Genomic DNA, 15,241 nt, shown 5'->3' with positions numbered 1-15,241 from the left:
TCCGCGCCGAGCATGCGTATATGTAGATGGCGCGCGGCGGCACGGCCACGCAGTCGGGCACCATGGAGACAAGCATGTTTTTGGATCACCCCATCATTACCGCGACGAACAGTTTTACGGAGCCTGACCGCATCGAGCGGCTGACGCGCGTATATGGTTATGCGGCGGCGCTGGCCGACGTGGCCGCCAACTTCGGATTCATTGAAAAAGTGGCGCAGATCCATGACCACAAGGGCACCCTCATCGTGTTCTGGCATGAGGCGCCCAGTGAAGTGGAAAAGCAGTATTTCGTGCAGGCGTGGGCCAGCAAGGTCGGCGACGGCAGCACGAATGTCGAACACGAAATCTGACCTGGCGCGCCGCGCCTGCGCATCGATAGCGTAGCCCATGGATATCAAGACCCTGGTACTGGCCCTGGCGCTCGGCAACCTGAGCCTGTGCGCGGCCCTGTTCTTCTTCGAATACGAGCGCAAGAAGTCGCTCAGCCTGTCCACCTGGGCGGTAGCCAAGCAGTGCCAGGCCGTGGCCTGGTGTCTGCTGTATTTCCGCGGCGTGCTGCCCGATTTCCTCTCCATCGTGCTGGGCAACAGCTTGCTGTTTGCCGGCATGGCGCTGGACGCGGGCGCGCTGTGGCAGGCGGCCGGGCGCAGCGGCTGGCGCCGCTATGTATTGCCGGCACTGGGGTTGTCGGTGGCGCTGTTTGCCGCCTGCTATCTGTTTGACGTGGCGCCGCTGCTGCGCAGTGCCGGCGGCTCGCTGATCGTGGCCGGCTTTTTCCTCGCCGGCGTGGCCGCGCTGTGCCTCAAATGGCGCGAGGCAAGCATGCTGCGCCGCTTCCTCGTCGTCAGCATGGGCATCCTGTCGCTGCTGATCGCCGCGCGCGGCGTGCTCGCTGCCGCCGTGCCCGATGTTGACGCCGAGCTGCTGCAGCTGGCCGGTTTTGGCGCCCTGTACCTGATGATGCTGACGAACGCTTTCGGCTACCTGCTGCTGTCGCGTGAAAAAATGGGCAGCGAACTGGCGCGCCTGGAGGTGCTCGATGCGGCCACGGGCGTGCCGAACCGGCGCGGCTTTTACCAGGCGCTGGCGCCGTGGATGGCGCTGGCGCGCCGGCCCGGCTTGCCGACGGCCTTGGTGGTGCTCAATATCGACCATTTCAAGCGCGTCAACGACAGCTATGGCCATCCGGTGGGCGATGCGGTGCTGAAAACCATCGTCGACACGTGCCGCCAGCAGCTGCGCGACAGCGACCTGATGGGCCGCCTGGGCGGCGCCGAATTTGCCATCCAGCTGCCGCGCACGAATCTGGCCGATGCGCTGATGGTGGCCGAGCGCATCCGCGCCGCCGTCGAAGCGCTGCCGGTCAAGACGGAACGCGCCGTGCTGCAGCTGACGGCCAGCCTGGGCGTGACCACCATCCGCGCCGAGGACAGCAGCGTCAGCCTGTTCAAGCGGGCCGACGAGGCGCTGCAGGCGGCCAAGCAGGCGGGCCGCAACAGGGTGGTGGAAGCGCAAGGCGCCAGCACCCTGGATATGTAAATCGGCCTATTTTTTGCGCGAGCCCAGCCAGTTGGGTTGCTTGCCGCATTCCTTGGGCAGGAACAGGACAAGAAAATTGCAACGGCACGTTACCAGACAGGCCATGTTGGCCGCCGGCACGCCGAACATGTGCATTCTCTAACTTTCATTTAAGCTAGGCAAGTTATGCTGTGGGGTGCACGCTCGGCCCCTCTTGTCGTCCGCACCGCGGTTCCCCTTTCTTACTCTTGCCAGGCCCATAATGAAAATGCTCAAATCCCTGCCTGTATGGCCGCTTGCCGCCCCGCTTGCCGGCTGGCTGTTCCTGTTCGGTTCCACCTTCAATGTCGGCGGCTACTATCAGATCCTGCTGGTGGCTGGCCTGATCGGCAGCGTGCTGGCCGCCGTCTACCACGCGGAAGTGGTGGCGCACCGTATCGGCGAACCGTATGGCACCCTGGTGCTGGCGCTGGCCGTGACCCTGATCGAGGTGACGCTGATCGTCTCGCTGATGCTGGCCGGCGGGCCGGAAACGACGGGACTGGCGCGCGACACCGTGTTTGCCGCCATCATGATCATTTTGAACGGCATCGTCGGCATCTGCCTGCTGCTGGGCGCCGGGCGCCACCGCGAACAGACCTTCGGCCTGCTGGGCGTGAGCGCGTCGCTGGCCACGCTGGCGGCCATCGCCATCCTGACGCTGGTGCTGCCGAATTACACCTCCAGCGCCGCCGGCCCGTACTACAACTCCAGCCAGCTCATTTTCATCGCCGTCATCTCGCTGGTCCTGTACGGCACTTTCGTGCTGGTGCAGACGGTGCGCCACCGCGACTACTTCCTGCCCAAGGAAGCCGTCGGCGATGAAGAGGTGCATGCGGCGCCGCCCACGCCCACCGTCGCCTGGGTCAGCGCCGGCGCGCTGCTGGTGTGCCTGGGCGCCGTGGTGCTGCTGGCCAAGTCGCTGGCGCCCGCGCTGGAGACGGCGATCGCCGCCATGGGCGCGCCAAAGACACTGGTGGGCATCGTCATCGCCGCCATCGTGCTGCTGCCCGAAGGCCTGGCCGCCGTGCGCGCCGCGCGCGCCAATCGCCTGCAAACGAGTTTGAACCTGGCCCTCGGCTCCGCCCTGGCCAGCATCGGCCTGACGATACCCGCCGTGGTGGTGGTGTCGCTGGCCACGGGCCTGACGATCACCCTGGGACTCGATATCAAATCGACAGTGCTGTTGCTGCTGTCGCTGATGGTGGCCACCCTGTCGCTGGGCACGGGCCGCACCACGGTCATGCAGGGCACGGTGCACCTGGTGATTTTTGCCGTGTATTTATTTACCACCATCGTCCCATAAGCCGCCGCGCGGCTGCCGTTTTGTCACAATCCTGTCACGCCGCTGTCATACGATGGGGGTAGTGTGGTAGGATTTTTAAATTGTCTAAATGATTTATATAGTTTAGCAACTGATTTTGCCAACTTTTTCAGTTGGTACAGCAATGACAAGACAAGAGGCCAGTATGTATGCAGCGGTGGACCTGGGGTCCAACAGTTTTCGTTTACACGTCGGCAAGCATGATGGCGACACCATACGCGTGGTCAAGAGCGTGCGCGACCCGATACGCCTGGCCGCCGGCCTGGATGCCAATGGCGACCTGACCGAGGCGGCCATGCAGGGGGCGCTGGCTTGCCTGCAGCGCTTTCGCGCCATCCTCGCGGGCTTCGAACTCGATGCCGTGCGCGTGGTGGCCACATCGGCCATGCGCGTGGCGCGCAACGGTGCCGTCTTCCTGCCGCTGGCCGAGCAAGCCATCGGCCATCCGATCGAAATCATCTCGGGCGAGGAAGAGGGGCGTTTGATCTACATGGGTGTGGCCAATGCGCTGGCCATCCCCGGCGAACGCCGGCTGGTGATGGATATCGGCGGCGGCTCGACCGAACTGATACTGGGGCGCGGCAACGATATCGAGCGCGTCGAGTCGTTCAGCCTGGGCACCGTCAAGCAAAGCCTGTCGTTCTTCATCGGCGGACGCATCGACGCGCCGTCGTTCGAGGCGGCCATCCTGTCGGCGCGCAGCCATTTCGAGGATGCCGCGCCGCCGTACCGTCCGCAGCACTGGAAGACGGCCTACGGCTCTTCCGGCACCATCCGCACCATCGCCGACATCATCGCCCGCAACAAGCTGGGCGACGGCTTGCTCACGAGCGCCAGCCTCGATGCGCTGGCACGGCGCTTCATCGAACTCGGTCACACCAGCCGCATCGACATGCCCGGCTTGCGCCCCGATCGCGCCAGCACCATCGTCGGCGGCCTGGCCATCTTGATCGGCCTGTTCCGCGAAATGGCGATACCCGTCATGACGCCGATCGAGGCGGGCTTGCGCATGGGCGTGATGTGGGATTTGTACCTGCGTTCGACCAAGCGCGACCGCCGGGAACAGTCGGTGCAGGGTTGCATGGAAAAATTCCATATCGACCAGCAGCGTGCCGGCCGGGTGGCCGAGCAGGCGCTGGCCATGTATGCGCAGCTCAAGCCCACGTCGGACGCCCTGGTGAAAAGCCTGCGCTGGAGCAGCCTGCTGCACGAAGTGGGCCTGGCCGTGTCGCAGACGGGCTACCACAAGCATGCGTCCTACATCGTGGAAAACGCGGACTTGCCCGGTTTTACCACGCGCGAACAGAAGACCATGAGCCGGCTGATCCTGGCGCAGAAGGGCAATTTGCGCAAGATCGGCGAAGTGCTGTCCGACCCCGATTTCGCCAAGGCCGTGCTGGCGCTGCGCCTGTCGATCCTGCTCATGCATGCGCGCATCGAAGCCGATTTCAGCGAACTGCGCCTGCGCATGAAGAGCCGCATCGAGCTCGACATCAAGCGCGGCTGGGTGGCGCACCATCCCACCGTGTCATTCTGGATCGAGAAGGAGCAGGAATTCTGGGATGAGGTCGGGGTCGATTTCACCATCCGCGCCAGCGCTTGATAGCTCATTAGCTCATGCCGTGCGCATGGCTTGATGTGTAGCAAGCAAGATTTCAAAAAAGAGTATATATTGTTTATATTATTTATTAGATTGGAAAATCCATGACCAAAACCGTCCCAGTGAAAAAAGCCGACAGCGCGCCCGTATCGATGTTCCCCACCAGCGCTTCGATCAATGCGGCGGCAGCCAAGGCCGCACCGGCCGCCAAGCCTGCCGCAAAGCCGACAGCCAAGCCAGCCGCCAAGCCGGTGGCCAAGGCCGCCGCCAAGCCAGTGGCCGCCAAAGCCGCCGCTGCGAAGCCAGCGGCAGTCAAGCCCGTTGCCGCCAAGCCTGCGGTAGCCAAGGCACCCGTCGCCAAACCGGCAGCCAAGGCCGTCGTGGCCAAGCCGGCTGTGGCCAAGCCAGTCGCCAAAGCCGCTGCCAAGCCGGCGGCCAAGGTTGCTGCGAAACCATCCGCCAAGGCCGTCGCCAAGCCGGCAGCGAAAGCCGCCGTCAAACCGGCAGCCAAGCCGGCCGCCGCGAAAAAAGCGCCGCTCGCCAAGGTCGTCGCCGTCAAGGAAAAAGCCCGCAAGCCGAAACTGGTGCGCGACAGCTTCACCATGCCGGAAGCGGAATATGAAGTCTTGGGGCAGGTCAAGAAAGCTTGCCTGAAGGCCGGTTTCGAGATCAAGAAAAGCGAATTGCTGCGTATCGGCGTGGCGCTGATCAGCCAGATCGACCTGGCCACCCTGCAAAACGTGCTGGCCGGCTTGCCGCAGCTGAAAACGGGCCGTCCGAAGAAGGATTGATGGCGCGAGCGGAGGGTCGCCCCCCGCTTGCCCATTCTGGTTTACCATGGGGCCTGTGATAGTTCCCCCATGGTTGCCATGTCAGAAGAAATCAGTATTGAACGCGCCGGCTTCGTCGAGCGCGCCATCGTTCGCCACCGCGCGGGCCAGTCCACCGATGCCATCGACCACGTCGCCGAGGAAATCCCCGTGGCGCTGGTCTTCAATGGCATTTCCCACGTCGTCATGATGGCCACCCCGCGCGACCTGGAAGCGTTCGCCTACGGCTTCGCGCTGACGGAAGGCGTGGTCGCTTCGGCCGGCGCCATCTTCGACTGTGAAGTGTTCCTGCGCCCTGATTCCGCCGAAGTGTCCTTGAGCATCGCGCAGGAAGATTTCGTGCGCCTGAAGGACCGGCGCCGCCAGCTGACGGGCCGCACGGGCTGCGGCGTGTGCGGCATCGACAGCATCGACATGCTCGACTTGCGGCCCGCGGCGCTGCCGCCGTCCCTGATCCGCGTCGACCTTCCGGCCGCGCTGGCGCGTGCCTCCGCGGGCTTGCGCGAACACCAGGCGCTGATGCGGGAAACGGGCGGCGTGCATGCGGCCGCGTGGTGCACGCCCGACGGCGACATCGTGCACGTGTTCGAGGATGTCGGCCGGCACAACGGCCTGGATAAACTGATCGGCCACCTCGCGCTGCACGATGTCGACATGCGACGCGGCTTCGTGTTCCTGTCCAGCCGCGGCAGCTACGAGCTGGTGCGCAAGGCGGCGCGCATGCAGATTCCGCTGCTGGCGACGATTTCCGCCCCCAGTTCGCTGGCCATTTCCATCGCCACGCAGGCGCGCATGAAACTGGTGGGCTTTTGCCGCCAGGATGCTTTCGTCGACTACACGCCCGGCATCACCCTGTAAGCGACGTTTTCACTGACGGCGCCGGCGAGTGTGGTAAATGCGCACGCTCTTCCCCTGGCATTGACTTGCGTCATGGAAATGACATTCGGCTGTCATTTTCCTGACATATTAGACAAGTACGCTGGAGTCGTCTTGATCACAGGGGATGAAACCATGCAGAACATAGTCGCATCAAACGAAGCCAAGGCCCGGCCGGTCCAACTGGTGCTGAGCCAGGCCACGACAGCGGCGGAATTGCGCGAAGTCCAGCGTTTGCGTTACAAGGTGTTTATCGAAACCATGGGATTGAGTTCGCTGGCGAATGCCGATGGCCTCGACAGCGATGAATTCGACGCGCATTGCGATCACCTGATCGTGCGCGACGCCGATACCCTGAAAGTGGTGGGCACCTACCGCGTGCTGAGCGCGGCCAAGGCGGCCAAGATCGGCCGGCTGTACGCGGAAAACGAGTTCGACCTGAGCCGCCTGAAGAACCTGCGCGGACGCATGGTCGAAGCGGGCCGCGCCTGCATTCATCCCAAGTACCGGGGCGGCAGCGTGATCATGCTGCTGTGGTCGGGCCTGGCCGAGTACATGCGCCGCGAGCGCTGCGACTATCTGGTCGGCTGCGCCAGCATCAGCCTGGCCGATGGCGGGCATAACGCCGTTGCCGTGTACCAGGCGCTGGCCGAAAAGCACATGGCCCCGAGCGAATACCGCGTCACGCCGCACCTGCCTTTCCCCATCCACCAGGTGGAAGCGGCGCACAAGCCGCAAGTGCCGCCGCTGATCAAGGGCTATCTGCGTTCTGGCGCGTGGATTTGCGGCGAACCGGCGTGGGACCCTGATTTCGAAAGCGCCGACATGTTCATGATGATGCCGCTGGCGAATCTGGACGAGCGCTATGCGCGCCATTACGGAGTGGTGCCTGGTTAAGGCTAAGGCCCGGGAGTGAGGACTGCAGCTGGCTGGCCAGCGCCTGCACGGCGCTGCGCAAGCCGGTATCCGCGCTGTCGGGCGGCAGCAGTTCGAGCAGGAAGTGCAGCGGCACCATGATCGCTTCGGGTTCGCCGATGCTGCCGTGGCGCTGCACGGCATCGTGGTACAGGGCCAGGAACGCGGCGCGCGCGGGCGCGTCGAAGGGCTGGCTATCCGGCGCCTGCCACAGGGCCGCCAGCAGGGCGGCGCGCACGGGGGCGCCGGCGTCGATAGCGCGGTGTTCGTCCGCGTGGCGCTGGCGCGCATACGCGATGGCATCGTGCAGCAAGTCGCCCAGTTGCGCATCGAGCGTGCGCCAGGCGCTGTCGTCGCCATGGGCTTTCAGCAGCAGGGCACCCGCCAGTACATGGAAAATCAGGTCGCAGTCGGCCACGCCGCTGCGTAGCCGCGCTTCGTCCAGCGCGGCCAGGCAGGCATCGGTCATGGCGCGCAGCGCCGGCGCGCCGGAGGTGCCCCCGGCGCAGGCCAGGCGCGCCTGCAAGGCCCAGTAGCGTCCCAGCAGGGCCAGGCGCTGGGCCGTGGGCGCCAGCGCCACCAGCAAGTCGATATGCTGCCGTCCGTCGTGCAGCAGCTGCCGTCCCTGTGTCATATCCGGCACGGCCGGCACCTCGATGCCGGCGCCCGCATCGAGGCCGCACAGGGCCGCGCCCTGGCGTATCTCCAATTCCGCCCAGTGCGCCAGCGCGCGCAAGCCCACCTTGCCGTCGGCCGCGCTGTGCGCCGCCCGGTAGTGCTCGATGGCGCGCAGGGTGTTGTCCAGGCCACCGAGGCCGGCGCGCGTGGCGGCCATGTTTTCGCGGATGTCGGCGCAGCCGAAGAAGCGCGCGCGCACGGCTTCCTCGATGCTGGCCAGCTTTTCCTCGATGGCGGCGCGGCGCGCAGGATCGGCGCCCGCCAGGCGCGCGTGCAGGGTTTCTAGGTCGGCCAGCAGGTGGCCGTGGTAGTGGTAGTCGGGCGCCTGCCAAGGGCGGCTCTGGGTGTTCGGGAAGCGGTAGCGGTCGTCGCCATACGCCTGGTAGGCGCCCCAGGTGTTCGAGGCCGGGAACTGCAGATACGCCGCCTCGCGCGCCAGGCGCACGGCGTCGCCGAAGTATTCGCCGCTCAGCATGGCGTGATAGAAGCTGTGCGCGAAGATGCTGGCCGCCTGGTCGTCGATGCGCCAGCCGGCCGCGATCACCGCCTGCGAGCCCATTTCAATGAAGGCCGTGGCCAGGCTGGCGGCCAGCTTGGACCACGGCGCGATGGCGTCCGGGCGCATGTCGCCCAGGTGGCAGCAATTGATGAAGACGAATTGCGGCACCCGTTTCAGCTTGCCCACCTGCGCCGCCGTCAGCCGCGTCTTCGGCCCCAGCACCAGGCCTGTATGGGCGATGCCGGGGCCGGCCACTTCGCCGTGGCCGGCCAGGTGGATGGCGAAATAGCGCTCGTCGAACAGGTGCACCAGCACCCGCTGCGCCTGCGGGCGCAGCAGCTCGCGCACCTGGTAGCCGTACGCGCCGAACATGCGCGCCACGTCCTGCGCTTCGGCCTGCGCGGCGGGCAGCTCGGGCAGGCCGGAATCGGTGTCGCCGATCACCAGCACGCTGTTGCTGGGCGGGCTGACGGCGGGCGGCTGCTCGCGCAGGCTGGCCAGCTGGCGCACCATGCCGATGCGCGTCGACAACGGGCTTTCCTCGCTGCCCGCCTCGTCGCGCATGAGTTCCCACGGATAGATGGCGGCGCTCTGGTCGACGGCCAGGATCAGGCCGCGCATCTCGGGGATGGCCGCCTTCAGCCCATTGGGCAGCATCAGTTCGTACAGGGCGCGTGACAGGCCCGGCTGGTCGGTGGTGTTGTCGGTGGCATCCATGATCAAGCCATCGACGGCTTGCCGCTGGTTCGGCTCCTCGTCGACGCTGTTGTGGGCGCGGTCCGTCAGCACGGTGAAGCGCAGGGCGCCCGAGAGGTCCGCGGCGACGATCTGCACGCGGCGCCAGCCATTGTCGCCACTCAGGCTGGGCAAGATGCGCCGATAGCCGCCCGGGCTGTGGCGGATGCGCCGCTCGAACGTGAAGCTGCCCTGGTAGCGCGCCTCGGCCATGATCTGCTCGATGGCCACGGCGGCGGCGATGGCGCGCGCTTCCGATTGTTCATAGATGGCGATGTGGCCGATGCGGCAAGCCATGCCCGCGTCTTCCAGGCGCCGGTTGGCGCTGCGCGCGCCGTCGATCAGGGCCCGCGCGCACAGGGCGATGCTCAAGCCGCCATAGCCGGAACCAGACAGCAGGCTGGCCACGCGCAAGCCGTGTTCGCCCATCGGCGACGCAGCCACACGGCCGGCGGCGCGTACCTGCAGGCAGACGCACGCGTATTCGAGCAGGCCGCCGGCAAAGGCGCGCGCCAGCTCGCCCGGCGTCAGTTCGCCCAGCGCGCCCAGGCCGATGACGATGGCGCCGCCGGGCCGGCGCGCCGCATCGGGCTGCAACACCACCAGGGCCGCATCGGGACGTTGCGGGAAGCGCCCCAGTGCGTGGATTTCCTGCAGCTTGCCCGCCAGCAGGCGGTCCAGAAAACTCATGCTGCCGCGCAGCGACTCGTAAGCGTAGCAGCCGCTCATGACGGGCGCGTCGGCCGAGGCCATGCTGCCGTGGATGACGGATAGGCTCAGCTGCGGCGCGCGGCTCTCGACAGCGCTGGCGGGGCCGGCGGCGCCGAGGGCGGCGTCGAGCAGTTCCGGCGGCTGCGGGTACAGCGGCCGCGCATCGGGAGCGTACGCGCGGAAGCGCGGCGGGGCGCCGCCCGGCGCGTGCGGCGGGCGCCGGGACAGGCCCGCGCCCTGGCCGTTGTCGAGCAGTTGCGCGATGGCCGGGTAGGTTTCTTTTTGCAGCAGCAGGTCGCCATGCGCCACCGGCAGGTAGCAGGCTTCCACGCCGTCCGGCACCGCGCCTTGCCAGGCCGTGCGGCCATCGCCGTCCGGCGACCAGGCCGTCTCGATGCCGCCGTCGCGCAGGCGCAGCGCCACCGGCGTGTCGGCGCAGCCGGCCAGGTAGCTGCAATGGCGGGCGTCGAGCGGGGCGGCCTCCAGCAAGGACACGGTGGCGCGCGCCGCCGCCAGCGCTGGCGCCTCGGGCGCCTGCCAGCCGTCGGGCAGGCCCGCTTGCGCGTCGCCGGCGGCCAGTTGCGCCCAGGCGTTGGCGTCGAAGTAGTCGATACTGCCCGCCTGCGGCCACGGCAGCATGTCCAGCACCCCGGGAAAGGCGCGCACGAAGCCGAGAAACTGGCGCCGCGTGTGCTTCCAGCCTATCCAGCAGGCCAGCATTTGTACCAGCCGGTCGCGCCCCAGCAGCACTTGCACCATCGCTTGCGTGCCCCGGTTGGCCGTGCCCACCTGCAGCAGGCGGCTGCCGGGCAGGGCACTGAAGCGCGGCCAGCGCTCCTTCAATGCCAGGCGCGCCACCAGCCCGCCCGTGCCGTGGGCAACGATGCGCAACGCTTGTCCGCGCTGTTCGGCGTCGCGCATGGCCTCGTCCAGCACGGGCAGGAAGGCATTGCCGGAGTGCTGCAGCGACAAACGCCAGTCATACGTAAAGGGCCGCACTTCCTGGCTTTGCGCGAGAAAGCGGGCAAACGGCTCATAGCACGATTCGATCCAGCCGGCGCTGACGATGTGCGGCTGGCCCACGGCCAGGCGCTCGATGCGCCCTTCGACCAGGTTGACGGGGTCGAACCAGATGCGGTTGCTGCCCACTTGCAGATGGCTGCCCATGATATCGGGCAGCAGCAGCACGATGGGGGCGTGCGCGCGCCGCTTCGGCACTTCGCCGCCGCGTCCCAGCGCGCCGTGCTCGATGCCGGCCAGCGGCTGGTAGGCGCTGTCGTCGCCCGTGAGCGCCTGCACTGCCGCCAGGCCGGACGGTGCGCGCTCGAAGTAGTTCAGGTGGTGCGTCCGCGGCCCGCGCAGCAGCAGTTGCCGCACCGGCGTGCTGCGCGTGGCGCCGCCCGCCATCGAGGCGCAATTGACCACCAGGTCGTTCTGCCCGCCGTACAGCTGGTCGCCGAGGCAGTCGCCCAGCCAGCCCAGCAAGCCATCGCCGCTGCACGCGCCTGCCAGCACGTGCAGCGGGCTGGCCACGCGCACGTCGGGCGCGTTGAGCAGCGCCACCAGCGGCGAGTCGGGCATCATCGCTTCCAGGCCCGGCAGGATGCGCGCGTCGCAGCGCTGCTGCACCACGGCCAGCAGGAAGGCCATGCCGCCATCGGGCACATCGTCCTGCGGCAGCAGGTTGCACATCACGCTGGCCCAGCGGTCGAGCCGTCCCGACATCAAGGTGGTGCCGCGCGCCGGGCAAGCCACGCGCACGAAGCGGGCGATGCGGATGGCGCGCGTCTTCAACTCCTCGCCCAGTTCGCGCAGGCGCGCCGCATCGGCGTCGTGGCCGCCGCGTCCGCCCAGCCGCGCCTGCGCCGTGAAGTGCCCGATATCGTGGCTGTTGAACGCTTCGCCGCCCACCGTGTTTTCGCTCAGCCGTTCCAGGCCGTCGCCCGCCAGGTCGACGGCGCTGCGGCTGTCGATGCGCTGCGCGCGGGCCAGCAATTCGCCCACCAGGCCGCCGCGCGAATGGGCCAGCAGGTGCAGCACGGCGCCGTGCGGCAGCTGGCGCACGAGGGCCAGCGCGTTCTCGATGGGGCTGTCGCTGAGGCTGCGGTGCTCGTAGCCGTAGATGCGGTTGCCGTAGTGCGCCGCCAGCTGCGGCGCCAGGCCGTTGCGCCACAGGCCGCCAAAGCTGCGCTGGGTCGACGACGCCGTGCCATGCAACAGCAGTAGCACCGGTTCCGGCCCGGCGGGCACGCTGGCGACGGCCGTCATGCTGCCCGCCTCGATGCCGCAGCGGTACAGGCCCAGCCGTTGTTCCAGCTGGCGGTCCTGGAAGGCGCCCGCCGCCGCCAGCGCCGTCATGGCGGCGGCACCGCAGCGGTACACGCGCACGGCCCGCAGCATCCAGGCGCCCAGGCCGTCGCGACTGGCGCCCGGTGGCGGGCGCGCCGCCTGCGGGCGCAAGGCCAGTCCCACTTCGATGCTGGCGGGCGCGCCGTCGCGTGCCGCCGTGGCCGGCCCCAGGTAGCGTGGCAGGTCCAGGCCGCTCGCCAGCAGCGAACTGCCGTCGCACAGCAGCAATTGCACCACGTCGGCCGGACCGATATCGAGTGCCGTGCGGCAACTGCCGATGCCGCGCGCGCCCGACAGCACGTGGGTCTCGCTGTGCCAGCCGGGCGCGGCGGGGCCGTCGCCGGCGTCGGCGAGGGGATCGCGCGTGAGCGTCAGGCGCAGCACGGGCGGCGCAAGAGGGTCGCTGGACATGCGGTTGGGATCACTGGTTAAAAGCTGACCTTGATGCCTGCGGAGACTATGCGTGTTGTGTCAGATCAAGTTTGAGTGGAAATGCTGGCTGGCAGGGGGAATGCGCAGTGAAAGCGGGGAGGGGATGGCGCTGGAGCGGATGGGCAGAGAAACGGTCAGCATGGTTTGGGCTGGGTCTCTTCGCTATCGTGCGCGGATGTGGTGCGGTGAGCGAACTGCGCGAATTGCATGGCAAAAGTTCATGGCGCCGGGGACCTGGGTGCCTGGCATGGCATGACAACAGCGTGTATCTCAGTGGACTGGCGTGGCGGACAGTTCCTTCAGTTCGCGGATGGTGATGTCCGATTTTTCATGCATGCGCAATAAAATCGTTGCACCGACCGACAGTTTGCCGTGACGAATCTTGCTGATGATGGGAGGCTGGACTTCCAGAATACGGCACAGTTCCGCATCATTTTTCAGGTTCATCTTCTCGATCAGGGTATCGAGCAGCTTGTTGGGCACAAAACTCGATGGTTCGAGCGCACGCGCCCGGTTCATCGCTTCAATCATTTCCAGCTTCTTTTGCCGAACGTTCATTTACTCCTCCTTCAGGTTATGCAAGGGACGAGACCACTGTATGTGGTCCCAGCTATAGTTCGTCATCGCAGTACGACTGTCCGGGTGACGTGATACCATTCGCGTTACAACATTGATAACCAGGCAAGTGTTTTCAATAATACTACGATAACAAAATTTGTGAAAGATGGTCAGTTAAATTAACTGATTGTTTGATTAATTTGATCGACGGTTGTTGTATTTTGTAAGCCGTTTTTCGTCAGGATCATGGTTCTGTCCGCCATTTCGGCGGCGGCCAGCGAATGCGTGACCATGATCGCGCAACTGCCGTTGGCCTTGATTTCGGCGCGCAGCAATTGCAGGATGCTGTGTGCCGTATCGGGATCGAGGTTGCCGGTTGGTTCGTCGGCCAGCACCAGCGCCGGCTTGTGCACGAGCGCGCGGGCAATGGCCACGCGCTGCATTTCGCCGCCGGACAATTGCTGCGGAAAGTCGCCGCCGCGTCCGCCCAGGCCGACCGCGTCGAGCATGCTGGCGGCACGCTCCTGGGGCAGTCCGTTGAGCAGCAGCGGCAGGGCCACGTTTTGCAGCAGGGTCAGGTGCGGCAAGACGTGGAAGGCCTGGAAGATAAAGCCCATGCGGGCGCGACGCAGCCGGGTGGCGGCGGCGTCATCGAGGCTGGACATGGCGATGCCGTCCACCAGGATAGGGTGCGCTTCGGCACCCGCATCGGGCGTATCGAGGCCGGCGATCAGGTTCAGCAAGGTCGACTTGCCAACGCCCGAGTCACCCATGATGGCGATGAATTCCCCCGCCTTGAAGCGGCAGGAAATGTTGGCCAGCACGGGACGGGCATGGGCATAGGACTTCGACAGATGGCGCAATTCGAGCATGGTGTTAACGGCTATCGTAAAGGGAGGCACGCGGGGGAGAGGGGGGCCTGGGAACTGCAAAGGGGCGCGGATTGATTGGCCGGCAATGTGTAGTATACGACAGGCTTATCATTTTTGCTGGGCAATACCAATTTTGCGTGCACACCGCTAGTTTGATCTTGCGTTACCTGTCGCACGGCTGGCTTGTGCGGATTCCGCTATGATGGAAAAAAGTCATCGGAAAAGGCGCCCGCAAACCGCTGTGGCAGGGGCGGCGCCCGGTGGCTGACCGTGCAAGCCCTTCGTAAACCTTGATAGACGACGCCAGCCCATGACCATGCCACACGCGCAACAGCAGTCAGATTTGTCTCCCGCCAGCAACGTTCGAGTGGCCAGCGCCACTCCTGCCACGATAGTCGAGGTCAGCAGCGGCCTGCTGGCACGCGAGGCCTGGACCTCGCCCAAGTACCTGTACGACGCGCTGGGCTCGAAACTGTTCGAAGCCATTTGCGCCTTGCCCGAGTACTATCCGACGCGCACGGAGGCGGCCATCTTCGCCCGCCACGCCGCCGAGATCGCGCACGCCGTGGGGCCGGGCAGCACCCTGATCGACCTGGGCGCGGGCAATTGCGCCAAGGCCGCCAGCCTGTTCCCCCTGCTGCACCCGGCCCAGTATGTGGCCGTGGATATTTCCTATGATTTCCTCAGTGAATCGCTGAGCCGGCTGCAGCAGCGCTTCCCGCACATCGAGATGACGGGCCTGGGCCTGGATTTTTCCAGCCGCCTGGACTTGCCCGACAGCGTGCGCGAGGCGCGGCGATTGTTCTTCTATCCCGGTTCGTCGATCGGCAATTTTTCGCCTGAACAAGCGACCGCCTTTTTGCGCCGCCTGCGCGCGAACGCGGACGGCGATGGCGGCCTGCTGATCGGCGTCGACCTGATCAAGGACGATGTCATCCTCGACGCCGCCTATGACGATGCGCTGGGCGTCACGGCCGCCTTCAACCTGAACATGCTGCGTCACGTGAACGGCCTGATCGGCGCGGACTTCGACGTGCGCGCCTGGCGGCACCACGGCTTTTTCAACGCCGACGAGCGCCGCGTGGAAATGCACCTGGAAGCGCGCAGCGAACAAGTTGTCCACTGGAAAGGTGGCCAGCGCCGTTTCGCGAAAGGCGAGCGCATCCATACGGAAGACAGCTATAAATACACGCGCGCGGACTTCGTCGGTTTGCTGGAGCAGGCAGGATTTTCCACCGTGCAAGTCTGGACGGACCCGCAGCAGTGGTTTGCCGTCATTTACGCCCGTGTCATCAGAGACTAAAG

Annotated in this window: 11 protein-coding genes; 8 read left to right on the top strand and 3 right to left on the bottom strand. The window is 66.1% G+C overall.

Annotated elements, in window-relative coordinates; genetic code table 11:
• Window positions 1-74 precede the first annotated feature (74 nt).
• The 7 genes from KY494_RS06085 (at window position 75) to KY494_RS06055 (ending at window position 7,084) form a co-directional block, all read left to right on the top strand.
• Window positions 75-350: a hypothetical protein gene (locus KY494_RS06085; RefSeq protein ID WP_071078435.1), complete on the top strand. Its 276-nt coding sequence runs from the start codon at window positions 75-77 to the stop codon at window positions 348-350.
• Window positions 351-387: 37 nt separating this feature from the next.
• Window positions 388-1,539: a diguanylate cyclase gene (locus KY494_RS06080; protein ID WP_219890276.1), complete on the top strand. Its 1,152-nt coding sequence runs from the start codon at window positions 388-390 to the stop codon at window positions 1,537-1,539.
• Window positions 1,540-1,780: 241 nt separating this feature from the next.
• Window positions 1,781-2,863 (top strand): calcium:proton antiporter, encoded by a 1,083-nt coding sequence (locus KY494_RS06075; protein ID WP_219890275.1) that lies wholly within the window; start codon window positions 1,781-1,783, stop codon window positions 2,861-2,863.
• A gap of 163 nt (window positions 2,864-3,026) precedes the next feature.
• Entirely contained in the window at window positions 3,027-4,484 is a 1,458-nt protein-coding gene (locus tag KY494_RS06070; protein ID WP_219891497.1) for a Ppx/GppA phosphatase family protein, read from the top strand.
• 101 nt (window positions 4,485-4,585) lie between these two features.
• Window positions 4,586-5,272, top strand: a complete 687-nt coding sequence (locus tag KY494_RS06065) for a hypothetical protein (protein ID WP_219890274.1) — start codon at window positions 4,586-4,588, stop codon at window positions 5,270-5,272.
• Between the two features lie 69 nt (window positions 5,273-5,341).
• Window positions 5,342-6,169, top strand: a complete 828-nt coding sequence (fdhD, locus tag KY494_RS06060) for a formate dehydrogenase accessory sulfurtransferase FdhD (protein ID WP_219890273.1) — start codon at window positions 5,342-5,344, stop codon at window positions 6,167-6,169.
• A 153-nt stretch (window positions 6,170-6,322) separates the two neighbouring features.
• The gene (locus KY494_RS06055; RefSeq protein WP_071077956.1) at window positions 6,323-7,084 is read left to right on the top strand and encodes a GNAT family N-acetyltransferase; all 762 of its coding nucleotides are present in this window, start codon (window positions 6,323-6,325) and stop codon (window positions 7,082-7,084) included.
• Here KY494_RS06055 and KY494_RS06050 read toward each other — a convergent pair.
• The 3 genes from KY494_RS06050 to KY494_RS06040 all read right to left on the bottom strand — a co-directional run bounded on the left by KY494_RS06050 (window position 7,017) and on the right by KY494_RS06040 (window position 13,936).
• Window positions 7,017-12,485: a CHAT domain-containing protein gene (locus KY494_RS06050; RefSeq protein WP_219890272.1), complete on the bottom strand. Its 5,469-nt coding sequence runs from the start codon at window positions 12,483-12,485 to the stop codon at window positions 7,017-7,019. The genes KY494_RS06055 and KY494_RS06050 overlap by 68 nt on opposite strands.
• 291 nt (window positions 12,486-12,776) lie before the next feature.
• Window positions 12,777-13,064, bottom strand: coding sequence for a hypothetical protein (locus KY494_RS06045; protein ID WP_219136292.1), 288 nt, complete (start codon window positions 13,062-13,064; stop codon window positions 12,777-12,779).
• A gap of 179 nt (window positions 13,065-13,243) precedes the next feature.
• Window positions 13,244-13,936, bottom strand: coding sequence for an ABC transporter ATP-binding protein (locus tag KY494_RS06040; RefSeq protein ID WP_219890271.1), 693 nt, complete (start codon window positions 13,934-13,936; stop codon window positions 13,244-13,246).
• A gap of 310 nt (window positions 13,937-14,246) precedes the next feature.
• Between KY494_RS06040 and egtD the strand changes: the two genes are divergently transcribed.
• Window positions 14,247-15,239, top strand: a complete 993-nt coding sequence (egtD, locus tag KY494_RS06035) for an L-histidine N(alpha)-methyltransferase (RefSeq protein WP_219890270.1) — start codon at window positions 14,247-14,249, stop codon at window positions 15,237-15,239.
• Window positions 15,240-15,241: the final 2 nt, after the last annotated feature.

This window comes from Janthinobacterium sp. PAMC25594 (assembly GCF_019443505.1).
Classification (GTDB): Bacteria; Pseudomonadota; Gammaproteobacteria; order Burkholderiales; family Burkholderiaceae_D; genus Janthinobacterium.
The sequence above is the reverse complement of the archived record's forward strand: the minus strand, read 5'-3'. Positions and strand labels throughout refer to the sequence as shown.